This is a genomic window from Methylobacterium sp. NFXW15, assembly GCF_049887755.1.
Lineage (GTDB): Bacteria > Pseudomonadota > Alphaproteobacteria > Rhizobiales > Beijerinckiaceae > Methylobacterium.
Genome location: NZ_JAGEKG010000002.1, coordinates 453,488 through 477,440, shown reverse-complemented (window position 1 = coordinate 477,440; position 23,953 = coordinate 453,488). Strand labels below are relative to the sequence as shown.

The 23,953-nt window shown below is 66.2% G+C and carries 25 protein-coding genes and 1 tRNA gene; 13 read left to right on the top strand and 13 right to left on the bottom strand.

Features of this window, described 5'->3' with window-relative positions; genetic code table 11:
• Window positions 1-505: 505 nt before the first annotated feature.
• Genes J4O73_RS06620 through J4O73_RS06610 form a run of 3 tightly spaced genes read left to right on the top strand, consistent with a single transcriptional unit; the run spans window position 506 to window position 5,815 of the window.
• Entirely contained in the window at window positions 506-1,087 is a 582-nt protein-coding gene (locus tag J4O73_RS06620) for an ImuA family protein (RefSeq protein ID WP_426215728.1), read from the top strand.
• Complete coding sequence (locus tag J4O73_RS06615) at window positions 1,053-2,531, top strand: DUF6504 family protein (protein ID WP_426215726.1); 1,479 nt, start codon at window positions 1,053-1,055, stop codon at window positions 2,529-2,531. The genes J4O73_RS06620 and J4O73_RS06615 overlap by 35 nt, the downstream gene beginning before the upstream one ends.
• Window positions 2,528-5,815 (top strand): error-prone DNA polymerase, encoded by a 3,288-nt coding sequence (locus J4O73_RS06610; protein WP_426215724.1) that lies wholly within the window; start codon window positions 2,528-2,530, stop codon window positions 5,813-5,815. Before J4O73_RS06615 ends, J4O73_RS06610 begins: the two co-directional genes overlap by 4 nt.
• A 30-nt stretch (window positions 5,816-5,845) precedes the next feature.
• On the opposite strand, the gene J4O73_RS06605 is transcribed toward J4O73_RS06610, so the two are convergent.
• Window positions 5,846-6,022 (bottom strand): hypothetical protein, encoded by a 177-nt coding sequence (locus J4O73_RS06605; RefSeq protein WP_378965989.1) that lies wholly within the window; start codon window positions 6,020-6,022, stop codon window positions 5,846-5,848.
• 133 nt (window positions 6,023-6,155) lie between these two features.
• Between J4O73_RS06605 and J4O73_RS06600 the strand changes: the two genes are divergently transcribed.
• The gene (locus tag J4O73_RS06600) at window positions 6,156-6,605 is read left to right on the top strand and encodes a hypothetical protein (protein ID WP_426215722.1); all 450 of its coding nucleotides are present in this window, start codon (window positions 6,156-6,158) and stop codon (window positions 6,603-6,605) included.
• Window position 6,606: 1 nt separating this feature from the next.
• On the opposite strand, the gene J4O73_RS06595 is transcribed toward J4O73_RS06600, so the two are convergent.
• Together J4O73_RS06595 and J4O73_RS06590 are read right to left on the bottom strand one after the other, a co-directional pair.
• Window positions 6,607-6,771: a hypothetical protein gene (locus J4O73_RS06595; protein WP_426215720.1), complete on the bottom strand. Its 165-nt coding sequence runs from the start codon at window positions 6,769-6,771 to the stop codon at window positions 6,607-6,609.
• A gap of 145 nt (window positions 6,772-6,916) precedes the next feature.
• On the bottom strand, window positions 6,917-7,822 hold the full coding sequence (locus tag J4O73_RS06590) for a histone deacetylase family protein (RefSeq protein WP_426215718.1): 906 nt from the start codon (window positions 7,820-7,822) through the stop codon (window positions 6,917-6,919).
• 141 nt (window positions 7,823-7,963) lie between these two features.
• Between J4O73_RS06590 and J4O73_RS06585 the strand changes: the two genes are divergently transcribed.
• Window positions 7,964-9,106 carry a ceramide glucosyltransferase gene (locus tag J4O73_RS06585; protein ID WP_426215716.1) on the top strand — a complete coding sequence of 381 codons (1,143 nt, stop codon included), beginning with the start codon at window positions 7,964-7,966 and terminating at the stop codon, window positions 9,104-9,106.
• A 25-nt stretch (window positions 9,107-9,131) separates the two neighbouring features.
• On the opposite strand, the gene J4O73_RS06580 is transcribed toward J4O73_RS06585, so the two are convergent.
• The 4 genes from J4O73_RS06580 to J4O73_RS06565 all read right to left on the bottom strand — a co-directional run bounded on the left by J4O73_RS06580 (window position 9,132) and on the right by J4O73_RS06565 (window position 13,298).
• Window positions 9,132-9,620: a hypothetical protein gene (locus J4O73_RS06580; RefSeq protein WP_426215714.1), complete on the bottom strand. Its 489-nt coding sequence runs from the start codon at window positions 9,618-9,620 to the stop codon at window positions 9,132-9,134.
• A gap of 265 nt (window positions 9,621-9,885) precedes the next feature.
• Window positions 9,886-10,356: a hypothetical protein gene (locus J4O73_RS06575; RefSeq protein WP_426215712.1), complete on the bottom strand. Its 471-nt coding sequence runs from the start codon at window positions 10,354-10,356 to the stop codon at window positions 9,886-9,888.
• Window positions 10,357-10,384: 28 nt separating this feature from the next.
• The gene (locus tag J4O73_RS06570) at window positions 10,385-12,121 is read right to left on the bottom strand and encodes a chromosome partitioning protein ParA (protein WP_426215709.1); all 1,737 of its coding nucleotides are present in this window, start codon (window positions 12,119-12,121) and stop codon (window positions 10,385-10,387) included.
• Window positions 12,122-12,458: 337 nt separating this feature from the next.
• Window positions 12,459-13,298, bottom strand: a complete 840-nt coding sequence (locus J4O73_RS06565; RefSeq protein WP_426215707.1) for a metallophosphoesterase — start codon at window positions 13,296-13,298, stop codon at window positions 12,459-12,461.
• Window positions 13,299-13,506: 208 nt separating this feature from the next.
• Here J4O73_RS06565 and J4O73_RS06560 point away from each other — a divergent pair, with 208 nt between their 5' ends.
• Window positions 13,507-14,037: a hypothetical protein gene (locus J4O73_RS06560; RefSeq protein ID WP_426215706.1), complete on the top strand. Its 531-nt coding sequence runs from the start codon at window positions 13,507-13,509 to the stop codon at window positions 14,035-14,037.
• Entirely contained in the window at window positions 14,037-14,582 is a 546-nt protein-coding gene (locus J4O73_RS06555; RefSeq protein WP_426215704.1) for a hypothetical protein, read from the top strand. Before J4O73_RS06560 ends, J4O73_RS06555 begins: the two co-directional genes overlap by 1 nt.
• A gap of 9 nt (window positions 14,583-14,591) precedes the next feature.
• Here the strand turns inward: J4O73_RS06555 and J4O73_RS06550 are convergent.
• Window positions 14,592-14,676, bottom strand: a tRNA-Leu gene (locus tag J4O73_RS06550).
• A 161-nt stretch (window positions 14,677-14,837) separates the two neighbouring features.
• Here J4O73_RS06550 and J4O73_RS06545 point away from each other — a divergent pair.
• Together J4O73_RS06545 and J4O73_RS06540 are read left to right on the top strand one after the other, a co-directional pair.
• Entirely contained in the window at window positions 14,838-15,419 is a 582-nt protein-coding gene (locus tag J4O73_RS06545; RefSeq protein ID WP_426215702.1) for a YqaA family protein, read from the top strand.
• 2 nt (window positions 15,420-15,421) lie between these two features.
• Complete coding sequence (locus J4O73_RS06540; RefSeq protein WP_426215701.1) at window positions 15,422-15,910, top strand: disulfide bond formation protein B; 489 nt, start codon at window positions 15,422-15,424, stop codon at window positions 15,908-15,910.
• On the opposite strand, the gene J4O73_RS06535 is transcribed toward J4O73_RS06540, so the two are convergent.
• From J4O73_RS06535 to cpdR, 4 genes are all read right to left on the bottom strand, one after another.
• Window positions 15,907-16,365, bottom strand: coding sequence for a DUF1178 family protein (locus tag J4O73_RS06535; RefSeq protein ID WP_426215699.1), 459 nt, complete (start codon window positions 16,363-16,365; stop codon window positions 15,907-15,909). The two genes, J4O73_RS06540 and J4O73_RS06535, sit on opposite strands and share 4 nt — an antisense overlap.
• A 19-nt stretch (window positions 16,366-16,384) precedes the next feature.
• Complete coding sequence (locus J4O73_RS06530) at window positions 16,385-17,224, bottom strand: carbon-nitrogen hydrolase family protein (protein ID WP_426215697.1); 840 nt, start codon at window positions 17,222-17,224, stop codon at window positions 16,385-16,387.
• On the bottom strand, window positions 17,217-17,486 hold the full coding sequence (grxC, locus tag J4O73_RS06525; RefSeq protein ID WP_426215696.1) for a glutaredoxin 3: 270 nt from the start codon (window positions 17,484-17,486) through the stop codon (window positions 17,217-17,219). Before grxC ends, J4O73_RS06530 begins: the two co-directional genes overlap by 8 nt.
• Before the next feature lie 102 nt (window positions 17,487-17,588).
• Window positions 17,589-17,945: a cell cycle two-component system response regulator CpdR gene (gene cpdR / locus J4O73_RS06520; RefSeq protein ID WP_003603128.1), complete on the bottom strand. Its 357-nt coding sequence runs from the start codon at window positions 17,943-17,945 to the stop codon at window positions 17,589-17,591.
• A 210-nt stretch (window positions 17,946-18,155) separates the two neighbouring features.
• Between cpdR and J4O73_RS06515 the strand changes: the two genes are divergently transcribed.
• Window positions 18,156-19,067 carry an N-formylglutamate amidohydrolase gene (locus J4O73_RS06515; RefSeq protein WP_426215692.1) on the top strand — a complete coding sequence of 304 codons (912 nt, stop codon included), beginning with the start codon at window positions 18,156-18,158 and terminating at the stop codon, window positions 19,065-19,067.
• A gap of 201 nt (window positions 19,068-19,268) precedes the next feature.
• On the opposite strand, the gene J4O73_RS06510 is transcribed toward J4O73_RS06515, so the two are convergent.
• Window positions 19,269-20,135 (bottom strand): UTP--glucose-1-phosphate uridylyltransferase, encoded by an 867-nt coding sequence (locus J4O73_RS06510; RefSeq protein WP_426215690.1) that lies wholly within the window; start codon window positions 20,133-20,135, stop codon window positions 19,269-19,271.
• Window positions 20,136-20,301: 166 nt separating this feature from the next.
• Between J4O73_RS06510 and galE the strand changes: the two genes are divergently transcribed.
• The 3 genes from galE to J4O73_RS06495 all read left to right on the top strand — a co-directional run bounded on the left by galE (window position 20,302) and on the right by J4O73_RS06495 (window position 23,952).
• On the top strand, window positions 20,302-21,294 hold the full coding sequence (gene galE / locus J4O73_RS06505) for a UDP-glucose 4-epimerase GalE (RefSeq protein WP_426215688.1): 993 nt from the start codon (window positions 20,302-20,304) through the stop codon (window positions 21,292-21,294).
• 2 nt (window positions 21,295-21,296) lie between these two features.
• On the top strand, window positions 21,297-22,484 hold the full coding sequence (locus J4O73_RS06500) for a lytic murein transglycosylase (RefSeq protein WP_426215686.1): 1,188 nt from the start codon (window positions 21,297-21,299) through the stop codon (window positions 22,482-22,484).
• 76 nt (window positions 22,485-22,560) lie between these two features.
• Entirely contained in the window at window positions 22,561-23,952 is a 1,392-nt protein-coding gene (locus J4O73_RS06495) for a DUF459 domain-containing protein (protein WP_426215684.1), read from the top strand.
• Window position 23,953 lies beyond the last annotated feature (1 nt).

The window sequence follows — 23,953 nt, the reverse complement described above, 5'->3', positions numbered from 1 at the left end:
TGATTGTCAAATCTAGGTATTTTCTATCGTAAATTTTGATCATTTTGCGGCGCCGGCATTAAGCTTTGATTTCGGATTGGGCTTTTGCCTCGTGAGCACACACTCGCAGACCTTCACGAATGAATCGTTCCACCAAACGGCGAGATCCGCAGAATCACCCCCTTGAGTTGTGGAAGCGGGGACGCTCCGGGGGGCGTCCACAGCCATCCACACCAGTCCACAGGCCAAGGCGCTGACACCACGTTCAAATCCGGGACGGCTCAGGATCCGGTTGAGTTTGTTCTTGTTATGTTCCTATCTCACAGCATGACCAGACCCAGCGACGATGGCACAGGTGCCGATGAGCCCCCCGAGATCGGCGAGCGTGGTGGACGAGCTTGCACGCCTGAGGGCGGAGCTGTCCGCAAGGCATTCTCCCGCGATCCCCGTCATGCCCCTCGGGCTGGCCGCGCTCGACGCACATCTACCGGGGGGTGGTCTAGTCCTGGGACCTCCTCACGAAGTCGTGCCCGCCGAACCCGACGACGCCATCGCCGCCCTGGCTTTCGCCATGGCCCTTTGTGCCCGCCGCCTCGGAGAGGATCCGGGCGAGGCGATGATCGCCGCCGCCTCGGGCCATTCTCTCCCCTATGGCCACGGCCTCGCCTCCCTGGGCCTGGATCCGGGTCGCATCCTGCTGCTGGAGGCGGGCGGCGACCGGGAAGTGTTTCGCGCCCTGGAAGCCGCTCTCCATGCGAACTGCCTGTCGGCCCTGATCGGGCTCGTCGGCGAGGGGATGCCGCTCAAGGCGGGGCGACGGCTGCAACTGGCGGCCGAGACGGGCGAACCGCCCCTCCTCCTCGTCCTGCGTCAGCCAGGGCCGGGGCTTCCCAACGGAGCCGCCACCCGCTGGCTCGTCTCCGCCGCCCCAGAGGGCCCCGGCCTCTCCGGCGGTCTTCTCGCCCCGCGCTGGCGGGTGCGCCTCGAACGATGCCGCAACGGGCGCGGCGGATCCTGGCTTCTGGAGTGGGACAGTGCCGCGCATCGTTTGCATCTGCCTGAACGATTGGCCGATGACGCGGCTCAGGCGAGCCGGGCTCGCTCCTGAGGACGGGCCGCACGCCGTCGCCGCCGCCGGTCCGGGGGGCCTGCGTCTTGTCGCCGTCGATGAGCAGGCCCGCGCCCTCGGCCTGCAGCCGGGGGATCTGCTGGGTCGGGTGCGAGCACGGATCGGCGTACCTCTGCGCGTCCACCCCGCCGATCCCGATGCGGATGCCCAAGCGCTGGCCCGGCTGTGCCGCTGGGCGATGCGCTACGCGCCCATCGTCGCGCCTTTCGGTCCTGCCGAAGGTGGGCACGGCCTGTTCATCGACATCGAAGGCGCGGCCCATCTGCTGGGCGGGGAGGCGGCGTTGCTCGAAGACCTCGCCACGCGGCTCGCACGATCACGCGTCCCGGCGCGGATCGCCCTCGCCGACACGCCGGGCGCAGCCTTCGCCCTGGCCCTGTTCGGCCAAAAGCCGCCGATTCTCGTCCCTCCCGGCCAGAGCGAGCCTCACATTGCCGTCCTCCCCGTGGAGGCCCTGCGTCTCGATGCCGATGTCGCGGCCGGGCTGAGACGCCTCGGGCTGCGCCGGATCGGCGATGTCGAAGTCCTGCCCCGCGCCGCTCTGGCCCGGCGTTTCGGGTTGGCGCCGCTTCTGCGGCTCGATCAGGCCTTTGGCCGTCGGCCCGAACCTTTATCGCCCTTGGACGAGGAGCGAACCTTCTCGGCGGCGCGTGGCTTCCTTGATCCAATCGGACGCCAGTCCGACGTGGTCGCCGCCGCCCGCGCCCTGATGGAGGAGATCGCCCCACGCCTCGAGCGGGCCGGGCTTGGAGCCTTGGGCCTGCGCCTGACCCTGCATCGGGTCGACGGGGCCGTGCGATCCCTCGATCTCGGCCTGTCACAGCCGGAGCGTTGCCCGGATCGGATCGCGACCCTGGTCGGGTTGCGGCTCGACAGGCTCGGCGCGGGTCTCGATGCCGGGTTCGGGTTCGAGACGGTCGACATCGCCGTCACATCCGCCGAGTCGATGGTGGCCCGGCAAGCTGATTTCGGCGGCGCTGGTGCAGGGGAGCGTGTCGCGGGGCTCGCGGACATCCTGGCTCAGCGGATCGGACGGCGCCTCATGCGCCTCACCCCGCGCGAGAGCCACATTCCGGAACGGGCCGAGGGCATCGTATCGTTCGTCGCTCCGCCCCTGCCCTATCCGGCCTTCCTCCCGGCCCGGCCCCTGGTGCTCTTCGCCCGCAGCGAGGCGGCGCACGATGTCTTCGCCACCGCGCCGGACGGGCCGCCGCACCGCTTCCGCTGGCGGGCACGTGAATATCGCGTGGCCCGCGCCGAGGGACCAGAGCGGATCGCTCCCGAATGGTGGCGCGAGCAGGCCGAGCCGCGTGACTATTACCGCATCGAATGCGAGGCAGGGCGCCGCCTCTGGCTCTACCGGGACGGGGCACACGGGCCGGATCGCCCAGCCGCGTGGTTCGTCCACGGGATGTTTCCGTGAGCGCGGCCTATGTCGAACTCGCCGCCACGACGAATTTTTCCTTCCTGTGCGGCGCGTCTCATCCGCAGGAATATGTGGCGCAGGCGGCCGCCTATGGACTCGCAGGGATCGGCGTCGCCGATCGCAACACCATGGCCGGTCTGGTGCGGGCTCATACGGCCGCCCTGCAAGCGGAGAAGGAGGGCACGCCCATCCGCTTCCTGCCGGGTGTGCGCCTCGTGACGGAATGCGGTTTCGAGGCGATCACCTATCCCATGGACAGGGTGGCCTGGGGACACCTCTGCCGCCTGCTGACGCTCGGCAACCGCCGCGCCCGCAAGGGCGAGTGCCGCTTCTCCTTCACGGAAATGCTCGATGCGGCGGAAGGCTTGGTCTTCATCGCCATGCCGCCGGGCAAGAAGCCCGAACCCCCCGCCCCTTTTCTCGCACGCCTGGAATCCCTGGCCGCCACCGCACCGGGGCGGGTCTGGCTCGGCGCCAGCCATCGCCGCCGGGGCGACGAGCGCACCCGCCTTCGTCTGTTGGACGAAGCCGGGCGGCGCTGTGGCACGCCGATGGTGGCCCTGGCCGATGCTCTCTACCACCACCCCGAAAGACGCCCGCTTCAGGACGTGCTGACCTGCATCCGCGAGGGCTGCACCCTGGACGCGGCGGGCTACCGGTTGGAGGCCAATGCCGAGCGCCACCTGAAGCCTGCTGCCGAGATGGCCAAGCTGTTCCTGGACTATCCGGAGGCCCTGGCCCGTACGGCGGAGATCGCCGAGCATTGCGACTTCGACCTGGCGCAACTTCATTACGAATACCCGGACGAGCCTGTCCCGCCCGGTCGCGAGGCGCAGGATTATCTTGAAGAGAAGACTTGGAAGGGCGCGCACTATTGGCGCTACCCGAACGGCATCCCTAAAGAAGTGAGCGACACCCTGCGGATGGAGCTGGACTTCATCCGAGAGCAGAAATTCGCTCACTACTTCCTGACGATCAGCCAGATCGTGGATCACGCCCGCGACCGGGGCATCCTCTGCCAGGGGCGCGGCTCGGCGGCCAATTCCGCGGTGTGCTTCTGCCTCGGCATCACAGCGGTCGATCCGACGAAGCACAAGCTGCTCTTCGCCCGCTTCATCTCCGAAAACAGGGGTGAGCCGCCCGATATCGACGTCGATTTCGAGCACGAGCGGCGCGAGGAAGTGATCCAGCATCTCTACGAGCGCTACGGCCGGGAGCGGGCCGCGCTCTGCGCGACGGTGATCCATTACCGGCCGCGCATGGCGATCCGTGAAGTGGCCAAGGTGCTCGGGCTGTCCGAGGACGTGGCGGCGGCGATCTCCGATACGGTGTGGGGCTCCTGGGGCAAGGATCTGCCCGATGCCCACGTCACGCAATCCGGCCTCGACCCGAACAATCCTGCCCTGCGTCAGGCCCTCGACCTGGCCCATCAGCTCATCGGCTTCCCCCGGCACCTGTCACAGCATGTCGGCGGCTTCGTGCTGACGCGGGGGCGCCTCGACGAGACGGTGCCGGTCGGCAATGCGGCCATGCCGGACCGCACCTTCATCGAGTGGGACAAGGACGACATCGACGCCCTCAAGCTGATGAAAGTCGACGTTCTGGCGCTCGGCATGCTCACATGCCTGAGGCGCGGCCTCGATTTCCTGAAGCGCGACCACGGCATCGATTTCCCGACCCTCGCGGACATCCCGCAAGCGGACGAGCCGACCTTCGCCATGCTGTCGAAGGCCGATTCCATCGGTGTGTTCCAGGTCGAGAGCCGGGCGCAGATGTCGATGCTGCCGCGCCTGAAGCCGAAGGAGTTCTATGACCTCGTCGTGCAGGTCGCGATCGTGCGTCCCGGCCCGATCCAGGGCGGAATGGTCCATCCCTACCTGCGCCGCCGCTGTCATCAGGAGACGGTCGAGTACCCCTCCCCCGCCGACGATCCGGCGCGGGCCGACGAGTTGAAGGCGGTTCTGGAGAAGACCTGCGGGGTGCCCCTGTTTCAGGAACAGGCGATGCAGATCGCGATCATCGCGGCGGGCTTCACCCCGGCCGAGGCCGACGGGCTAAGGCGGGCGATGGCGACCTTCCGGCACAACGGCGAGATCGGCGGCTTCGCGGATAAGTTCATCGGCGGGATGACCCGACGCGGTTATCCGAAGGATTTCGCCGAACGCTGCTTCCAGCAGATCCGCGGCTTCTCCACCTACGGCTTTCCCGAAAGCCATGCGGCGAGCTTCGCCCTGCTGGTCTACGCCTCGGCCTGGATGAAGTGCCATCATCCAGATGTCTTCCTGGCCGCCATCCTCAATGCACAGCCGATGGGCTTCTATCAACCGGCCCAGCTGGTGCGCGATGCGCGCGCTCACGGAGTCGAGGTGCGCCACGTTTGCGTGAACGCGAGCGATTGGGATTGCACCCTCGAGCCCTGCGAGACGCCACGCCTCCATGCCGTCCGCTTGGGGCTACGGCTGGTGAGCGGTCTGCCCGAAATGGCCATGCGGCGTCTCGTACGCCTGCGGGCCAACGGCTATGCCAGCATCGAAGGATTGCAGGCCGCGCTCGCCCTGCCACGGAACGTGCTGGAACGCCTCGCGGATGCGGATGCCTTCCGCGCCTTCGGCCTTGCCCGGCGGGATGCGCTGTGGGCGGTGCGGGCGCTGGAAGGGCTATCGCGGAGGGCTCTTCCGTCCCGAGAGGACGGACGCAGGGCGGACCTGCTCGAAGCCCCGCTGCCGCTGTTCGCGTGGCATGCCGATGACGGCCTGTTCCGCCACGAAGCGGCGGCCGACCTGCCCGCCATGGCGCCCTCCGAAACGGTGGCAGACGATTATGCCACGACGAGCCTGTCCCTGCGCGGCCACCCGGTGGCGTTCTTCCGAGAGCGCTTGGCGCGGATCGGCGCCATGACCGCACGCGCCCATCTCGACCCCATCCTGCCGCAGAATGCACGGGCCATCGTGGCGGGGATCGTGCTGGTGCGGCAGAGGCCGGGCACGGCCAAGGGCGTGGTGTTCCTCACCATTGAGGACGAAACCGGCACGGCCAACGTGATCGTGTGGAAGAAGGTGTTCGAGGCCAACCGCCGGATCGCCATGCAGGCGCGGTTCCTGGCTGTGAAAGGGCGGATCCAGCGTGCAGGCGAGGTGGTTCACCTCGTGGCCGAAGGATTTCGGGATCTGACTGGGTCCCTGAGGGACCTGCGAGAGGCAGGGCTGAAATTGCCGCCGGAAACCACCGACTTCGGGGCGCCGACGCATCGGCACCCCTATCGCAGCCGTGATTTCCACTGACGCCGCCGAAGGCGGCGCCGGGGTGATCACTCAGCGCTGCGCAGACTCATCCAGGCGGATCGTCGGGAGCATTTCAAGAGCCTTGGCGGTGATCCGCTCGAGGTGCTCACCCTGAAGACCCTTCTCGGCACCGAGCTTCTTGATGCGCTCGCGGTGCTGCGCAAGGGTCAGCCCGTAATACGTCTGTTCGGTGGTCTGCTCAGCCATTCATAACTCCTGTGGCGGGGAGGCTCAGATGGCAAAAGAGGTCCATCTTTACAAGGGACTGAGACACCCGTCAGGGCTCTCGACAGCGCATGCGTGCCACGCCAAAACGAGGCTCGCTTTCAGAGAGCTTTCCATGCCGCGTCTGCCTATCCTCCTCGCCGCCTGCCTCGCCCTGGCACCCGCTGTGGCCCACGCCGCCTCCTGCGACGACCTCACCCGGCAGATCGCCGGAGCGATTGGCGGCAAGGTGGGGCGGCGGTCTGGACCGAGCATCGACATCCGCATGGCGGGACCGAACAAGTTCGACGTGACCTGCCGGGCCGAGCCCATCGTGCAGGCGATCTCGGCCGAACCGCAGCCCTCCGCAGCCTTCTTCCGCGAACTCTCGACGGCGTCTGAAATCCTGACCGGAGAATTGGCCTCGACCGTGGAGCCGATCATCGCCAAGGCCTACCGCACGGCCCTCTCAGAGGGGCGGAAGTCCTTCATCCAGCAGGACGGCTGGTCCGCGAGCTGCTACGCCGATCCGACGAGCAGCACCATGCGCACGCTCTGCTCTGTCGGGCGCATCCCGCCGGGCTGACCTATCTGATCGGGGCAATGGCCCCGGTGACGACCGGCTCGACCAGGGACGCGCGCGCGGGCGCGGTCTTTTCGCGGTCGAGCTTGTCCGCCGACACCAGGGCGGCGGCGATCAACGCAGCGACCGCCAAAGTCGCCTTGATCGCTTCCCAAACCCGCGTCCACATGACGGACTCCCGACGCACTCCGGTTGAACGCCCCCTCGACAAGGAGCGGGCGTCTCAATTCCGGTGATCCTTGGGGTCGCTCCTTCCCAAAACCTTACGACGGTGAGATTTCACCGCATTGCACAACATTCGTGGCTCAAACGCCTCAACCCGCCGCCTCGGCGGCGAGGGCTTCGAAGACGAGCGCGTGGCGGTTGGCCAAAGCCTCGACATCGTGCGTGTAGCCACCTCCGATCACCCCGACGATGGGTAGCCCCCTCGCCCGCACCGCCCGGACCACGAACCGGTCACGGGCGGCAAGCCCTTCATCGGTGAGGTTCAGCCGACCGAGCCTGTCATCCCGGTGGGGGTCCACCCCCGCGTTATAGAAGACGATATCCGGCCGAACGGCATCGATGAGCGGAGGCAGGCGCGCTTCCAGCATCGCGAGGTACTCCGCGTCCTCCAGCCCATCCGGCAGGCCGATATCGAGATCGCTCGGAATCTTTTGGGACGGGTAGTTCTTCTCGCAATGAATCGAGAGGGTGAAGAGGTCGGGCTCGCGAGATAGGCAGTCGGCTGTGCCGTCGCCCTGGTGCACATCGAGATCGACCACCATCGCGCGACCGATCAAACCCTCCGCGCGCAAGGTCAGTGCCGCCACCGCCACGTCGTTCAGCACGCAGAAGCCGGCCCCTTGCGACCGCCGGGCGTGGTGGCTTCCCCCCGCAGCGCTTCCCGCGCAGCCATGCGATAGAGCGAGCCGGGCGGCCAGCACGGTCCCGCCGACACTGGCCCGGGAGCGGCGGACCAGCGCCTCGCTCACTGGCAGGCCAATATCCCGCTCGATGGCGCGCGGCACATCGCAAGCCAGGACACCGGCCACATAGGCAGGATCATGCGCCCGCTCCAACATGGGCGCATCCGCCAGTTCGGGCTGCACGAACCCATCCGGCACGAGGCCGCGCGTGCGTAAGGCCTCCGCCAGCAGGCCGTATTTGCGCATGGGAAAGCGATGGCCCTCGGGCAGGGTCGCCTCATAGGCGGGATGGAAGCAGATGGGGGGTCTCATGCCTCTCGCAACGATCCTTTCCGGGGCGGCGAACAAGCTGCACCGCGTCACACAACTGATATGCTGCGGCTGGTACCCGGCCGCCACGGGCGTAGGTGCGCCCCCACGACGCGCCCGGACCGGCGCCGACGGCTCTTTCGCATGATCAGTGCGCTGGACGGCCCTTTCCTGGCCTTCGTCGGCTGCCTCGCGATGTTGCTGGTCAATCTCGTCAGCCTCTCACTGGCAGGGCTGCGGCTTAGGCGCGCCATGCCGCGCTCGATCTTTCCCGAAGACGCGCCGGTCTCACTCATCCGCCCGATCTGCGGGCTGGAGCGTTTCAGCGAGGAGACGCTGGAAAGCGGCTTCCGCCTCGCCTACCGCGATTACGAATTAATCTTCTGCGTTGCCGATGCGGGCGATCCCGTCCTGCCCCTGGTGCAAAGGCTCATCGCCAAGCATCCGCATGTGGCGGCGCGGATCATCGTCGGGGAAGAGCGGATCAGCGACAATCCCAAGCTCAACAACTGCGTCCGCGGTTGGGACGCGGCGGCGCATGACTGGATCGTGCTGGCCGATTCCAATGTTCTGATGCCGCCGGACTATCTTCAGTCCCTTCAAGCGGCGTGGCGGCCCGATACCGGCCTCGTCTGTGCGACGCCCATCGGCGCCCAGCCGGACGGATTCTGGGCCTTGGTCGAATGCGCTTTCCTCAATACACTGCAAGCTCGCTGGCAATATGCGGGTGAAGCGGTCGGCCTCGGCTTCGCGCAGGGCAAGAGCATGCTCTGGCACCGGCCGTTCCTGAACTCGGTCGGCGGCATCCGGGCGCTTGCCCTTGAGATTGCGGAAGACGCCGCCGCCACCAAGGTGGTGCGCGCGGCTGGGAGGCGGGTCAACCTCGTCGCGGCCCCGTTCTCGCAGCCCCTCGGTAGGCGCAGCTTTGCGGAGATGTGGTCTCGTCAGATCCGGTGGGCGCGCCTGCGCCGCGTGACCTTTCCGCTATTCTTCGCCCCAGAAATCTTGAGCGGAATGCTGGTGCCCTGCCTTCTGACGGCGTCGGCGATCGGCTCTGCTGAGATGGTGCTCGGCCTCGGTCTGATGGTCGCCGTCATCTATGGCGGCGAACTCGCCCTCGCCGCCCGCGCCGGATGGCTTCGCTCTCCCATGCTGCTCGCGGCTTTCATCGCCCGCGACCTGTTCATCCCCTTCGTCTGGTCGATGGCGTGGATGCGCAGCGACGTCGTCTGGCGCGGCAACGCGATGGCGATCGAGACTAAACCGGGCCGTGTCAGGACGGCTTGAGGACGGGGCACCGTCCGCAAGCCGATCAAGGGAAGCTGAGGTTCGAGCGAACCGCTTCGGAGATCCGCGTCAGCCAATCTTCGGCCTCGCGGGCACGGTCCTCGGCCGCTAGGAGCCGATCTTCCAGGGTCTTCACGACGTTCGTCGCCCGGTGTTGGACTTCCTGCAGCATCCGCTCTGCCGCCAAAGCGCGCGCGTTGGCAGCGGCGATCTCGTCCTGCATGTTCGCGAAGATTTTTTGGGCCTGCATCTCCTGCTGATGCCGGCCCGCTTCGAGTTCTTGAATGTACTCGGCGGCATCCTGGATACGCTCGCAGACAGCCTGCCACTCTTCCTGCCCGAACCGCTTCATGTGCGCGGCGATATCGGTTCCGGTCTTCGACACCGAACTGCCCGATGCGCGCTCGACGGGGCTGAGGGACTTCAGTTCCTTGCGCATCGTCGGGGTCATCAAGAGCTGAGCAGGTTCCATGGTCCTCTCGCGCATCTCGACCGTTAGGTTGATCTCAGCCACCGCCCGCTCCGCTCCGGATCGCACCGCCGCTCGCCTGCGGCCACCTTCCGGCGGGAATGGCCCCTCCACCGGAGCCGCTCCCGTCCATGCATTAAGCGGCCCGGCTCGCCTGACCCCACGGCGGCATCCGCCACGGTTGCAGACCGCGAAGATGCCACCCCCGTCCCTCTCGCGGCACCCGGCTTCGTAAGCCAAGCGCGGCCTTAACCTCTTGTTCACCATACGGTTCTAAGACCGAACGGTCACAGAGGCGCCGCGGCAAACCCTAGTGAGAGTCGCTTTCGCCGGGGTGAAGCGGACGACGGAAGCTCGTGATGATCGTGTCGTGAAGACGCGACAGCCACGTTTCTGCATCGTTCGCGCGGACTTCGGCAGCGCGGGCGCGCTCCTCGGATTTGATCAGCCGACGCTCAAGCGCGGCGACCTGCAATTCGAGGGCCTTCACCTGTTCGGCCGAACGGCTGCTGACCTGATGGAGCTGCTGCTCAAGCTCGGTGGCGCGCTCCTCGGAGAAGCGGATTGCCTCGCTCGCTTCCTTGATCAGGTCGATGGCCGACTTGAAGTCGCGAACCGGTCCACCCTCGCTCGGCTGGGGCTGGGACGGGAAGAACGACACGTTGCCCGGCAGCGGGATCGGCTCGAAATTCTGCACGGCTTCAGCCGCAGCGGCGGCCGCTGCCGCATGAGCCTTCAGCGCGGCGTAGGCCGCCGCGTCGGCGTCGTCCTCGATGGGCATGCGAACCTGTTCCATCATGGTGACTCACTCACGCATTCATGTCGTTATTGAGTTTGTTGTCACGCCCTTCCCGCTCTGCAGCGACGAAAGGCGTAACATTGCTGTCTTCGCCGCGCTCTGCGCGAGCCTCCTGAGCCGCGAACCCAAGGAGGGCCGCAGGATCGACGCCGTGGAGGTTACGCACTGCGCGCTTAAGGGTCTCGTGCTGCTTCTGCAACGAGGCACGGGTTTCACGTGCGATATCGAGGGCACCCTGCGCCAGCGCCCGCTCCGACCGTTCGTTCTGTAATTCCTCGACCAGACGCCGGTTGGCGGCTTGCAACTCGGCCTTCTCGGCCTCGTGGCGGCGCCCAAGTTGCTCCATCCGGTCGGCCAGGGCCGTCACCCGGGTCTGGGATTGCTCCATCGCGGCTTCCTTGGCCGCCAGTGCCTTCGAGAGCATGTCGGCCCGCGCGTCGGCCTCAGCGCGCAGGCGCTGAGTTTCAGACACCCGCTCCGTCTGCCGCTGCAGCTCCGCCTGAAGTCCTTCGAGGCGCCGGTCGATCGTGGTCCGCTCGATCTGAAGCTCCTTCAGCGTGCGGTCGGCGGTCCGGGACGTTTCCTCACGCTCGCGCAGCTGGCTGCGGACTTGACTGAGAAGCTGTTCGAGCGTCGCGGCCCGGCCGAGCGACGCATCGAGCTTCATGGCGAGATTCGCACGGTCGGCGCGGATCGCCGACATCTCCGTCTCGTACTGGCCCTCCGCCCGCTCGCGAGCTGCGGTCTCGGCCGCGAGTTGCGCCTCCAGATCGCGGGCGCGCTGGCGCAGCACCTCGATCTGCTGGGTCAGCTCGACCACCCTGGCCTCGGCCTCGGACAGCCGCACGGCCTGCTCGCCGGCCAAGCTTTGCAGGCGGCGGGCATCCTGCTCGCTGAGGCTCAACCGCTCGCTCAGTTCGTTCAACTCGCGCTCGGCGCGAGTCATCGCCTGATCGGCCGCCTGCGCCTCGATACGCAGCGACTTGTTCTCGCCGGTCAGCGCGCGAACCTGCTCCGTCTCGGCGAACAATTGTCGCTCGAGGTTCTCCACCGCGACGGTCCGGTCTCGGATGCGGACGCGAAGCTCCTCGGTTTCGGCCTCTCGCTCGCGCAGCTGACCCTCAAGGCGATGCAACTCGTTCGAGGTGGCGGCCAACTCGTTCGCGCTCGTGGCGGCGCGGCCGTTCACCTCGTTCAACTCGCGATGCAGGTTGCGCATGTGCTCCTGCTCGCGGGCGAGCAGCACTTCGAGCTCAGCGATCTTGATTTTCGCCTGCGGTAGCTCATCCGCGACGCCCGCCAGCGGCTCGAGAATCTGGGCGAAATCCGTCTGAAGCGACTTCAAGTCGTCCAGCCGCTCCATCATCTGGCTGATGCGTACGCGCACCATCTCGTTGCGCTGGCCGATCGCGTCGAAGGCGCTGTAGGGATCGACCGGGGGTGCGGGCGGGGGCTCCGGCTGACGCTTCGCTTCCTGACGTCGCTCGGCCTGCTGCCGCTCCGCAAGCTGGCGCCGCGCCTCCTGCACTGCCTGCGGACTCAGTTCGGGATAGGTCTCGGGCTCCGGCTGATAGGCAGGCTGCGGCTTTTGCGGCGGCTGCTTCTGCTGCGGGGTCTGGCGCTTCGGCTCCGGACGCAGGGCCGACTCGAGCTCAAGTTCCGGAAGCCAGGCGGAGTTGTTACCACGGGAGGAATCAGATGATCCCGATCCCTGCCCGAGCAGACGCTTGATCGGCGTCCATGCCATTGTCCCGAACTCCTTCGCGCCGCGCCGACAAACGGCCGCCCTCGTCCCGCGCGCTGGAAAGACCCTATTGTTTTACCCGTCTCAAGACCAGAGCGCATGCACCCACTTTGAACATCCGAGAGGGCTCGGCGGGAGGTCGCGCGAGGCCTGCCACCGGTTTTTGTCCCTTAAAGTTGCCCCGCCACGATAGTACGCTCGCGTTGATCGTCGAAAGCCATCAGTTTCGGGCTTCAAACGTCGTCGCTGAATTCATCACGACACAAGACGTTTTCTGTTTGTTGCAAATTTGCAACTTTCTCCCACCACGTTTGCGGCCACCATCGCAAGTTGAACCTACCTAGCGGACTTGCAGGATGTCGATCGGGTCGGCCTGCGCGTCGTCGAAGATGCCGCAGGTGAACACCCCCGTATGGCAACCGTCCGTGTCAAGGTTGCAGCGATGCGGCAGGATTTCCGGCAAGCCATCGGCCTGAGGAAAATGACCGTGGACGACGAAGGGTGCCGCCCGATCGGGTGCGGGACTGACGGGTTTTCGGGCGCAGAGCAGGGTCGTGTCGTCCTGAAAGGCCATCTCGCCGACAGTGGGATCGATCGCGGCGTGAACGAAGACGCGCTGTCCATCCTCCACGTATCGGACCAAGCGTTGCCGCAGGTAATCGGTGTACCGCGCCGGGATGTCTGCGGCCTTGGCGACGCCGAAACTACGGAGGGTTTCACCGCCGCCGTGATACTCGAAGTTCCAGATAGACCGGGCATCCCCGCGCGCCGCCGCGAGAAGCATCATGTCGTGGTCGCCACACAACGCGGTGATGGCCGGTGTCTCGATGAGGTAATCGAGAACCTTTCGCGAATCGGGGCCGATGTTGATGTAGTCGCCGAGCACCAAGATCCGGTGCGGTTCGCCTGCAACCTGAGACGCGATGCGATCGAGAATGGCGCGAAACCCGTCGAAGCAACCGTGGATATCGCCGACGGCGTATGTGTTCATCCCACCCAAGCCTGTGAAGATCGAACCCGCGACAGCCCCCTCAGGTTTCGCGCCCGATCCGGCTGTGACGACACGCAGATGAAGGCCCTCCTTCCTTCCACGCGAAAACCTGATCACATTTTTCGTTTTGGCTGAAAAGGTTGGGGCGCCCCAGTTTCCACATTCGCGCCAGTTCTTCCACGCCGCCATCGGCACTGTAATATGTTAGCCCGGTCAGACGCCCCGGCGTGTCTGAGACTAAAATTGAAGATCTGGTGCAGTGCGCAAGATTAACTGTCCTTGCGCTTGAATGCGCAGAAGCCCCGCGAAAACAGGGAAAACAAGCCACGGATAGCACTCCGGGCCTTGAGTCATGGCGCCTTTCAGACAAAATTAATCTCATGGCTCGGTCACGAGCATGGCCTTCGTTCGGGCGTCGTCAAACATGTTTGCGAGCATCAATCCGGCAAGAAAATTACGGCTCGAGCGTGCCGAAGACTTTCAGTCACCCGCTGGTACGGAAAAATCGGCTTTGACGGCCACCAACGGCATCGCGACGATTCTTAAGGCTATAGGGTCATCAATCGATGAAGACCTGCCGAGGACTCCGATGCCCGAACAGAATTCCGACTGGCCGGCTCTGATCGAACGCATCCGCTCGACGGCGAGCCGCATGCGCGAGTCCGAGGCCAAGACCCGCGAACGCGCGATTCAGGTCGAGGATCTTCTCAGCCGCGCCCGAGCCGATATCCGGCTTGCCGAGGAACGGGTTCGCGCGGCCGAGGCCAAGGCTGCCCAGGCGGAGGCCGCAGCGCATGAGCGCGTCCGCGCCGCCGAGGAGCGGGCTTCCCAGGCGGAGGAACGCGCAAACACCGCCGAGGCTTGGCTGCGGCAGATCCACGAAACGATCTTCAGCGAGTTCTCCGTCATAGACGAGGCGACCGGCTGATGGCGCGTAACGTGAAGGATCGTCCGCCCGTGGGCGGCCGCATCGGCGAAGTCGCGCCCCTCGACGGTGAGCGGATGACTGACCGCCCGACCCTCCGGCAATTGCTGGCGCCCACGCGTAACGTGGTCGAGCGCAGCGGCGTGGTTCAACTTTTCCCCGAGCCTGCCGGCTTAGAGACGAACGAGACCGAGGAGCCGAACTGGCCGGCAGCCATCGAACTGATCCGCGATGTCGGCGCCCGCGTCCGTCAGGCACGGCGCTACACGCGCGATGTCGTGGAGCATTCTCAGAGCGTCATCGATGGGGCCATGCATCGCCTCGAAGAGACGGAGCGGCGCCTGCGTCTCGCGGAATCGGCGGCGCGGGACGCCCATCTCCGTGCCGAGCGGGCCGAACTCGCGGCCCAGATGGCCGATGCCCGTGCCCGACGCGCGGAAGAGGAAATCGAACTGAACCGGGCCAAGCTCGCGGAAGCACAGATGTGGCTGAAGCGGCTCTACAGCAGCGTCCAGATCGAGTTTCGCGACCTGAGCGAGGATCCTTGATCCTGACTGTGGTGCGGGTAGAGGGAATCGAACCCCCACGCCTTGCGGCTGGCGATTTTGAGTCGCCCGCGTCTACCAATTCCGCCATACCCGCGCGCCGGGGCTCATGGCACAGGTGAGCCCGATCGGCCAAGGGTTTTTCACGCATCCGATGGTTTCCGAGGCAGGTTTCTTCGCGCAGCGCCCACTCTGGCCTTACGCGGTGGGCTGTGCTTGAAGGGGCGCCGCTTTTCCTCGCTCTCCCCGGACGACTAGATGCTGCGGCGGCTCTATGCCTGGATCCTGGCCCTGAGCGACCGGCCTTCCGCGCCCTACGCCCTCGGGGCGGTGGCGTTCGCGGAAAGCTCGTTCTTCCCCGTTCCGCCCGACGCCATGATGGTGCCGATGTCGGTGAGCCGCCCGGATCGGGTCTGGTTCTTCGCCACCGTCGCCACAGTCTGTTCCGTCCTTGGTGGACTCGTCGGCTATGCGATCGGCGCGCTTCTGTTCGATTCCCTCGGGCAGGCGCTCATCAAGCTCTACGGTCTCCAGAACTCGGCCGAAGCGTTTGAGCGCTCCTACGCCGAATACGGGCATTGGGTGATCCTACTGAAGGGCCTGACGCCGATCCCCTACAAGCTCGTCACGATCACGTCGGGCTTTGCCCATTACAGTCTGTTCTGGTTCACGGTGCTGTCGGTCATCACCCGTGGCGCGCGCTTCTTCATCCTCGCCGCCCTGCTTGGGCGCTACGGCGTTCAGATCCGCGGCGTTCTGGACCGGCATCTCAATGCAGTCGCCGCAATTTCCGTGGCGGTGATCGTCCTCGGTTTCGTGCTGTTCAAGGTGATCCTGTAGCGATGGATACGAAAACCGCCCTTCGCCTCAAGACGACCGGCTTATGGGTCGCCATCGCCGCCGCGCTCACCGTCGGTGGTGCCCTGATGCTGCAATACGTATTCGGATACGCGCCTTGTAAGCTCTGCCTGACAGAGCGCCTTCCCTACTACGCCGCCGTGCCGCTTGGCCTCATCGCGCTGTTCGCGCCGGTCCGCCTCGCGCGTCTCGCTCTCGGTCTCGCCGCCCTCGGCCTGCTCTACGGTGCGGGCATCGGCATCTATCATGCGGGCGCCGAATGGGGCTTTTGGGCGGGTCCGATGGATTGCGGCGGTGGCACGGGCGCGAACCCCGCTGCGGTGACCGACTTCCTCTCTTCTCTGAAGGTGACGAAGGTCGTGGACTGCTCGACCGCGTCGTTACGGGTCCTCGGCGTTTCGCTCGCGGGGTGGAGCGCGGCGATCTCCGCCATTCTCGCGTCGTGGGCCGGAACGGAGGCGCTGCGAGGCTAGTTCCGATCGTCTGGAAGCATGGGCAGGGGAGCGACTTCGATCCCCTCCTCAATCAGGGCGCGGGCCTCGTCCAGGCTCGCCTGCCCATGGATCGAGCGGCCTTCCACCTCGCCATAATGGATCTTCCGGGCCACTTCGGCGAAGCGCTCGCCGACATGCTCGGACGTCGCCGCGACATGTTCGTGGAGCGCCTTGATCATCGCTCGCAGCTTGCGCTCCGGTTCGGAGACCATCGTCACCGTGGCCTCCGCAGGCAGCGCGGAAACGAGGGCCTTCGCAGGCTCGCGGTCCTTGCGTGCGACACGTGGCGCCATCACAGCCTTCGACACGGACGTGCTGCCGCAGTGCGGACAGCCGACGAGCCCCCGCTCGACCTGGGCGTCGTAGGAATCCGAGGAGGGAAACCAGCATTCGAAGCCATGCGCGGCTTCGCAGACCAGATTGTACCGGATCATTCGCGTGAGGATCGATGTGTCAGGACTGGAGCCCGGCCCGGTCGATCGTGAACGAACGGGCATGGCGAAGAGATGGAATACGTGTCCGCGCATCGGCCACGAGAGCGAGGTCGATCTCGGCGAGGATGACGCCCGGCTCGGTGCCACCGTCGGCGAGCACCCGGCCCCAGGGATCGATGATGAGCGAGTGACCGAAGGTCTCCCGGCCATCCTCGTGCGTGCCGCCCTGCGCCGCCGAGATCATGAATGATCCGGTCTCGATCGCCCGCGCGCGTTGCAGCACGTGCCAGTGCGCCTCGCCGGTCTGGCGCGTGAAGCAGGCAGGCCCCGTGAGGACCTCCGCGCCCGCCTCCGCGAGGGAGCGGTAAAGGGCCGGGAAGCGAATGTCGTAACAGATCGTAAGAGCGAAAGTGGCGAGCGGCGTCTCGGCGACGACCGCGCAACTGCCGCCCGTATAGGTCGAGGATTCCCGCCAGCTCTCGCCGCTCGGCAGGTCGACATCGAACAGATGCAGCTTGTCGTAGGAGGCAGCGATACCGCCCTCCGGGTCGATGAGAAAGGCACGGTTGGCAATCTTGTCGCCGTTGCGGACGGCGATCGAGCCGACCTGCACCCAGGCCCCGACCTCACGCGCCGTCTGGCGCAGGGCGGCCAGGGTGATGTCGGAATCCTGATCCGTGACGACGGCAAACAGCTTCTCGCGGCCCCGCTCGACCAGAGAGGTCATCTCCGGCGTCTGGACGTAGCGCGCGCCCCGTGACGCGGCCTCGCGCAGCCCCGCGACCGCGGCGTCGCGATTGGCCGCGGGGTCGCGGCCCGAGCACATCTGGATGCACGCGGCAACGAAACGCTCAGGCATCGGCAGATGCCTTCAGTAGCGGATCGAGCTTGCCCGCCCGGTCGAGGGCGTAGAGGTCGTCGCAACCGCCGACATGGGTCGCACCGACGAAGATCTGTGGCACGCTCGTGCGTCCACCCGCCCGCTCGACCATGGTCGCGCGGGAGCCCGCCGTGCGCTCCACGTCGATTTCCTGGAAAGTCACGCCCTTCTGCGTCAACAGGCTCTTGGCCGCCGCGCAATAGGGGCACCAGGACGTGGTGTAGATGGTGACCGGCTGCATCGTCGCTGCATCTCGCACGGAAGATGCCCCATATAGGGGCTTCCCGAGCCAGTTGCCTATGGCCGCGCGGTCACGCCCGGCGCGGCCCGACCGACTTAGACCTTAGGCCGCCAGCAGCTTCTCGACCTCGTTCACGAGATCGCGGAGGTGGAAGGGCTTGGAGAGGACCTTCGCGTCCTTCGGGGCCTTCGAATCCGGGTTCAGGGCCACGGCGGCGAAGCCGGTGATAAACATCACCTTGATGTCCGGATCGAGTTCGGTGGCCCGGCGAGCCAGCTCGATCCCGTCCATCTCCGGCATGACGATGTCGGTCAGGAGCAGTTCGAACGGTTCTTCGCGCAAGCGGTTATACGCCGAGAGACCGTTGTCGAACGAGAGCACGTCGTAGCCCGCGTTCTGCAGCGCCTTCGCGAGGAACCGGCGCATGTCGTTGTCGTCTTCCGCCAGCAGAATTTTCATCGGACGGTTCCGAGTCCTCGAATCGAAGTGTTGATCCCATAAAGGGACGGGTTGGTAAACAAGTGGTAACCTCAGCGGGAACCGCTCGCTGGTGAACTGCCAGCCGTTGTGTCGCTGCAACGGGGCATCCGCCCAGTGGACAGGGGCGAATCTCCGCCCCAGACTGTGCAGACGGGATACGGGATCGCGACCGGAGCGTCCACGCCGACGATGACAATCTCCGCCACGGAAACGCCGGGGCCATCCGAGCCCGCCAGCCTGTTCGATCCACCCTTCGTCGTGGATGAACCGGACGATCATTCGATCCCCTTCGTCTTCAACACCGGTCATTCCGGGGCGATCTACCCGTCGAGCTTCCTCGCGGCTTCGCGTCTGGACGGATTGAGCCTCCGGCGATCCGAAGATGCGCATGTCGACCGGCTCTTCGCCCCGGTGGTGCGCCTCGGCGCGCCCCTCCTGCGAGCGAACTTTCCCCGCGCCTATCTCGATGTGAACCGGGAGCCCTACGAACTCGACCCGCGCATGTTCGATGGACGGCTGCCACCCTTCGCCAACACACGCTCCATGCGGGTTGCGGGTGGACTCGGCACCGTCCCGCGCGTCGTCGCGGATGGGCAGGAGATCTATCCGGGCCGGATCCCCGCCGGTGAAGCGGTCGCCCGGATCGAGACACTCTACAAACCCTATCACCGCACCCTGCGCGGACTGATCCAGCGAACGGCGAAAAGCCACGGCCGCTGCATCCTGATCGATTGCCACTCGATGCCGTCGACGAGCCTGGGGCGCGATGATGCCAAGGCCGACGTGGTGCTTGGTGATCGCTACGGCACGGCCTGCTCGCCGACGCTGATCGACGCGTTCGAGAGCCAGTTCCAGGCGCACGGGTTCCGCGTGGTGCGCAACAAGCCCTACGCGGGAGGTTTCATCACCGAGCATTACGGTGAGCCGAACCTCGGGCGTCACGCTCTCCAGATCGAATTGAACCGTGCTCTCTACATGAACGAGTCGAGTATGGCCTTGACCCGGAATTTCTCCGGCCTCGTCACGGCGCTCGAAGCCATCGTGACGGCCGTGGCGATAGGATCGGCAGAGATCCCGCTCCCCCGCATGGCCGCCGAATAGGCGATTGGCCAAGAAAAAAGGCCACTCCCGAAGGAGCGGCCCGAAGTCTAGGGAGGAAACGCCCAAGAAGGGCAGCAGGACCGCGACGCCATCGCGTTCCTGCAATGCACAATCTACAGTGCGCCGCACAAAAGACAAGAGGCGTTCGGCTACGAATGCCCGCTTTCAGCGCATGGCTCCCTTGCTAGGCTGACGTCGCTCTCACTGCTCGGAGAGGAGTTTGGCGATCTCGGCCTTGAGCGGGCCCGCGAGGTCCGGCCGCTCCAGCCCATAGGCGAGGTTCGCCGTCAGGAAGCCGAGCTTCGAACCGGTGTCGTAGGTGCGACCCTCGTACTTCATGCCGAAGAAGGATTGCTCGCCCATCAGGTCGATCATGGCGTCGGTGAGCTGGATTTCACCGCCCGCTCCCTTCTTGCCGTGCTCGAGGATGCCGAAGATCTCGGGCTGCAGGATGTAGCGGCCGGAAATGATGTAGTTCGACGGAGCCGTGCCCTGCTTCGGCTTCTCTACCATGCCGGTGATCTGGAAGGTCTGACCGTAGGTCTCGCCGACGCTGACGATGCCGTACTGGTGGGTCTCCTCGGGGGCGACCTCTTCCACCGCAATGACGTTGCCGCCGTGCCGCTCGTAGGCCGCGAGCATCTGACCCATGCAGCCCCGGCTCAGCATGTCCGGAAGAAGGACGGCGAAGGGCTCGTCACCGACGATCTCGCGGGCACACCACACCGCGTGGCCGAGGCCGAGGGGGGCCTGCTGGCGGGTGAAGCTGGTCTGGCCGGCCTGGGGCAGATCCTTCTTGAGCTCTTCATAGATAGCCTGCTTGCCGCGCTCCTGGAGGGTGCGGTCGAGTTCGTAGGCGATGTCGAAGTGGTCCTCGATCACGGCCTTGCCCCGGCCGGTGACGAAGATGAAATGCTCGATCCCCGCCTCGCGCGCTTCATCCACCACATGCTGGACGACCGGCCGGTCCACCACGGTCAGCATCTCCTTGGGGACCGCCTTGGTCGCCGGGAGGAAACGCGTGCCTAGACCCGCTACGGGGAGGACGGCCTTGCGGATCGGTTTCATCGTGCGATGGCCTTGAAGCTGTGAGGTGAAACGACGGTGGGACGATGAGACAGACCGCGACGGCCCTCGCAAGGTCCTTTTCATGATACTGCCGGGGCGTCCGCCGTAAATATATCGGCGGACGCTACGTGTAGCGTTAACGCCCACGATCAACGGAGAAATCTGGATGGCAGTCCTCGTAACGGGCGGCGCCGGCTATATCGGCAGCCACATGGTGCTGGCCCTGCTCGATGCTGGACATGATAAGGTCGTGGTCCTGGACGATCTCTCGACCGGGTTCGATTGGGCCGTGCCGGAGGGCGTCCACCTCGTCGTCGGCGACGTGGCCGATCAGGATCTCGTCATGCGCACGATCCGCGAACACGAGATCGACGCGCTCGCGCATTTTGCCGCGAAGATCGTGGTGCCGGATTCCGTCTCCGATCCCCTCGGCTACTACCTCGCCAACACGGTGAAGACCCGCGCGCTGATCGAGGCGGCGGTCGGCGCGGGCGTGCGCCATGTGATCTTCTCCTCGACCGCCGCCGTGTACGGCGAGCCGGAGGCCGTGCCGGTTCGCGAATCCGTGCCGCTCAACCCGATCAATCCCTATGGCCGTTCGAAGCTGATGAGCGAGTGGATGATCGCCGACGCGGCGGCGGCGCTCGGCTTCACCTACGTCGTGCTGCGTTACTTCAATGTCGCGGGGGCCGATCCGAAGGGCCGCTCCGGGCAATCCTCGCCCAACGCCACCCACCTCATCAAGGTGGCGACGCAAGCGGCGCTCGGTCGTCGCGAGCGGCTCGACGTCTACGGAACGGATTACCCGACGCCGGACGGGTCCTGCCTGCGGGACTACATCCAGGTCACCGACCTCGCCGACGCCCATCGTCTCGCCCTCGACCATCTGCGGAGCGGAGGCGAAAGCCTCGTGATGAATTGCGGCTACGGGCAGGGTTACTCGGTGCTCGAAGTGGTCGAGGTCGTGAAGCGCGTCTCCGGCGTCGATTTCGACGTTCGGATCTGCCCGCGTCGGCCGGGCGACCCGGCCCAACTCGTCGCGGGTGTCGACAAGATCCGTGAGAACCTGGGTTGGGAGCCGCGCTACAACAATCTGGAGACGATCGTGACCCAGGCCCTCGCGTGGGAAGATCACCTCTCCAAGCGCAACCGGACCTGACAATGCGCCGGATCGCAGCAGCGCTGTCCCTTCTGGCCTTGTGCGCTGCCGCTCCGGCAGGGGCCAAACCGGGGAGTGGCGCAGATTTCGGTGTCTTCCTCGCCGATCTGCGTCGCGATGCGGCGGCCCGCGGCGTCTCGGAAGCGACCCTCGATGCCGCCTTCCGGGATGTGAAAGCGCCGGATCCGTCGATCCTCGCGCGGACCAAAAAGCAAGGTGAGTTCAGCCGCCCGGTCTGGGACTACCTCGTCGGTGCGGTGACGCCGGGCCGGATCGCGCGAGGCCGCGCCAGGGCGCAAGCGCTCGCCGCGCCGCTCAAAGCGATCGAAGCGCGCTACGGCGTTCCGGAGAGCGTCGTTCTGGCGATCTGGGGCGTCGAATCCGATTTCGGCGCCAGCGCCGGGACGGTGCCGACGATCCGCGCCCTGGCGACCCTGGCCTCGGCAGGACATCGTGGCGATCTGTTCCGGAACGAGTTGCTCGACGCGCTGCAGATCCTTCAACGCGGCGACATCACCCCTTCGGCGATGACCGGGAGCTGGGCAGGCGCGATGGGTCAGGTTCAGTTCCTGCCCTCGACCTATCTCGGCCATGCCGTCGATTTCGATGGCGATGGGCGTCGCGATATCTGGCAGGACGAGTCCGATGCCCTCGCCTCCATCGCATCCTACCTCAAGGATCTCGGCTGGAAACCCGGCCTGTCCTGGGGCTACGAAGTGCGCCTGCCACCGGGTTTCGATCTCAGCCGCTATGCGGCGGACCTATCAGATTTTGCGTCGCGCGGTGTCACGCGCACGGATGGCAGCGCGCTGCCCGGTACCGGAAAGGGAAGCCTGTTCCTGCCGGGCGGGCTCGGTGGCCCGGTCTTCCTGCTCACGGATAATTTCGAGGTGATCCGCGGCTACAACACCTCGGATTCCTATGCGCTGGCGGTCGGGCATCTGGCGGATCGCCTCGCCGGAGGACCACAACTCGCGGCGCCCTGGCCGATCAAGGCGCCACGTCTCGACGGCGCCGGCCTCAAGGCACTGCAGCAAGGCTTGGCCGCGAAGGGCTTCTACAGGGGTGACGCCGATGGCCGCGCCGGGCCGAAACTGCGCGAGGCCGTGCGGCGCTACCAGATCGACGCCGGCTTGCCCGCCGACGGCTATGCCTCGCCCGCGCTCCTCGCGCATCTCAAGGGACCTTAAGTCGGCACTTAGACGAAGACGGTTCATTCCGTTATCGTGAGGAGTGCCTGCGGGCGCACGCGGAAGGCGTGGGTGTATGACGAAACCGCTCTACCCTCTGTCCCTGGCAGTGCTGCTCGGCCTCGCCCTGCTGCCGCCGGGAGAGGCCAAAGCCCAATGGGGCGACGGCTATGCCGATCCGCGCGGGGGAAACTATCAGGCGCCGCCGCGCCGCCGCGCCTACCGCGATGACGCCTATGCCCGCCCGCAGCGCTATGCGCCGCCGCCGGAGCAGCCGCGCCAGTTCTATTGGCCGTGGGAAGACCGGCCGCAGCCGCAGGTCGCGCCGCCGCCTGAGCGTGCCTATCGTCCCCTACCACCGCGACAGCGGAATTACGGCACGGCAGACAGCCAACGCCCACCTGCGAGCGTACGACGCCGCCAGCAACCCACCCGCGCGCCACAGCCGCCGAAGGCTGTCGCCGCCAAGGCGGATCCGAGCGTGCAGATCGCCGTGTTCGGCGATTCCCTGGCCGACCACCTCGCCAAGGGCCTCGACGATGCGTTCGAGGACAATGCCGACGTCGCGGTCATGGACCGGTCCAAAGGCGATAGCGGCCTCGTCCGGAAGGACGTGGTCGATTGGCCGAAGGTCGCGGACGAGTATCTTCAGGCCAACCCGAAGGTACGCTACGGGCTCGTGATGGTGGGCGCGAATGACCGGCAGGTCATCCGCGACGGTGATGCCACGATCGAGCCTCTGACCGATCGCTGGAAGGAACTATACCGAGCCCGGGTCGAGGCGATGGTGAAGCCCTTCACCGACCGCAAGATACCGCTGATCTGGGTCGGGCTTCCGCCGATGCAGAACCCGAGCCTCATGCGTGACCTTGCCTCGATGAACGATCTGGTCCGCGAAGCGGCCACCAAGGCGGGGGCAACCTACGTCGACATCTGGCCAGGCTTCGTAGACGACCGGGACCGCTATGCCTCGTCCGGTCCGGACCCGGAGGGTCAGATCGCGAAGCTGCGGACCTCCGACGGCGTCCATTTCACCAAAGCTGGCGACCGCAAGCTCGCGCATTTCGCCGATATCGAACTGAAGCGGTTGATGGGCACTGCCGCGCCCGCGATGTCCGAACAACCGCCGACAGCAGCCGTGACACCGGGTGCTCCCACGGGCGTTCCGGCCGCGAGCCTGGATGGTGGTGAGGCGCCCCCGTCGGACACGGCCGCGATCGACCGGCAGATCACCGCGATGCTGCCGAGCTTGCCAGAGCCAGCGGGTATTCCCGCCTTGCCGGTGAAGCCGGCGGCAGGGCCGGTCATTCCGCTCTCACGAAACGAGACGTCCCCCGGGGGCGCTTTGATGACGGGGCGCCCCCTCGACGGCGATTCGACCGGAACCGTGGAGCGCACGCTCCTTCGCGGGAACGCTCCCGCGCCGCAGCCGGGGCGGGCCGACGACTTTCGCTGGCCCCCCGGCTGAT

Excerpts from the sequence above, each read along its gene's own strand:
- cpdR (WP_003603128.1), bottom strand. The coding sequence starts at position 17,945 with ATGAAAATTCTGCTGGCGGAAGACGACAACGACATGCGCCGGTTCCTC.
- J4O73_RS06500 (WP_426215686.1), top strand. The coding sequence starts at position 21,297 with ATGCGCCGGATCGCAGCAGCGCTGTCCCTTCTGGCCTTGTGCGCTGCC.
- J4O73_RS06595 (WP_426215720.1), bottom strand. The coding sequence starts at position 6,771 with ATGTGGACGCGGGTTTGGGAAGCGATCAAGGCGACTTTGGCGGTCGCT.
- J4O73_RS06585 (WP_426215716.1), top strand. The coding sequence starts at position 7,964 with ATGATCAGTGCGCTGGACGGCCCTTTCCTGGCCTTCGTCGGCTGCCTC.
- J4O73_RS06600 (WP_426215722.1), top strand. The coding sequence starts at position 6,156 with ATGCCGCGTCTGCCTATCCTCCTCGCCGCCTGCCTCGCCCTGGCACCC.
- J4O73_RS06515 (WP_426215692.1), top strand. The coding sequence starts at position 18,156 with ATGACAATCTCCGCCACGGAAACGCCGGGGCCATCCGAGCCCGCCAGC.
- J4O73_RS06590 (WP_426215718.1), bottom strand. The coding sequence starts at position 7,822 with ATGAGACCCCCCATCTGCTTCCATCCCGCCTATGAGGCGACCCTGCCC.
- galE (WP_426215688.1), top strand. The coding sequence starts at position 20,302 with ATGGCAGTCCTCGTAACGGGCGGCGCCGGCTATATCGGCAGCCACATG.
- J4O73_RS06570 (WP_426215709.1), bottom strand. The coding sequence starts at position 12,121 with ATGGCATGGACGCCGATCAAGCGTCTGCTCGGGCAGGGATCGGGATCA.
- J4O73_RS06575 (WP_426215712.1), bottom strand. The coding sequence starts at position 10,356 with ATGCCCATCGAGGACGACGCCGACGCGGCGGCCTACGCCGCGCTGAAG.
- J4O73_RS06535 (WP_426215699.1), bottom strand. The coding sequence starts at position 16,365 with ATGATCCGGTACAATCTGGTCTGCGAAGCCGCGCATGGCTTCGAATGC.
- J4O73_RS06545 (WP_426215702.1), top strand. The coding sequence starts at position 14,838 with ATGCTGCGGCGGCTCTATGCCTGGATCCTGGCCCTGAGCGACCGGCCT.
- J4O73_RS06605 (WP_378965989.1), bottom strand. The coding sequence starts at position 6,022 with ATGGCTGAGCAGACCACCGAACAGACGTATTACGGGCTGACCCTTGCG.
- grxC (WP_426215696.1), bottom strand. The coding sequence starts at position 17,486 with ATGCAGCCGGTCACCATCTACACCACGTCCTGGTGCCCCTATTGCGCG.
- J4O73_RS06540 (WP_426215701.1), top strand. The coding sequence starts at position 15,422 with ATGGATACGAAAACCGCCCTTCGCCTCAAGACGACCGGCTTATGGGTC.
- J4O73_RS06495 (WP_426215684.1), top strand. The coding sequence starts at position 22,561 with ATGACGAAACCGCTCTACCCTCTGTCCCTGGCAGTGCTGCTCGGCCTC.
- J4O73_RS06555 (WP_426215704.1), top strand. The coding sequence starts at position 14,037 with ATGGCGCGTAACGTGAAGGATCGTCCGCCCGTGGGCGGCCGCATCGGC.
- J4O73_RS06615 (WP_426215726.1), top strand. The coding sequence starts at position 1,053 with ATGACGCGGCTCAGGCGAGCCGGGCTCGCTCCTGAGGACGGGCCGCAC.
- J4O73_RS06565 (WP_426215707.1), bottom strand. The coding sequence starts at position 13,298 with ATGGCGGCGTGGAAGAACTGGCGCGAATGTGGAAACTGGGGCGCCCCA.
- J4O73_RS06530 (WP_426215697.1), bottom strand. The coding sequence starts at position 17,224 with ATGCCTGAGCGTTTCGTTGCCGCGTGCATCCAGATGTGCTCGGGCCGC.
- J4O73_RS06510 (WP_426215690.1), bottom strand. The coding sequence starts at position 20,135 with ATGAAACCGATCCGCAAGGCCGTCCTCCCCGTAGCGGGTCTAGGCACG.
- J4O73_RS06560 (WP_426215706.1), top strand. The coding sequence starts at position 13,507 with ATGGCCTTCGTTCGGGCGTCGTCAAACATGTTTGCGAGCATCAATCCG.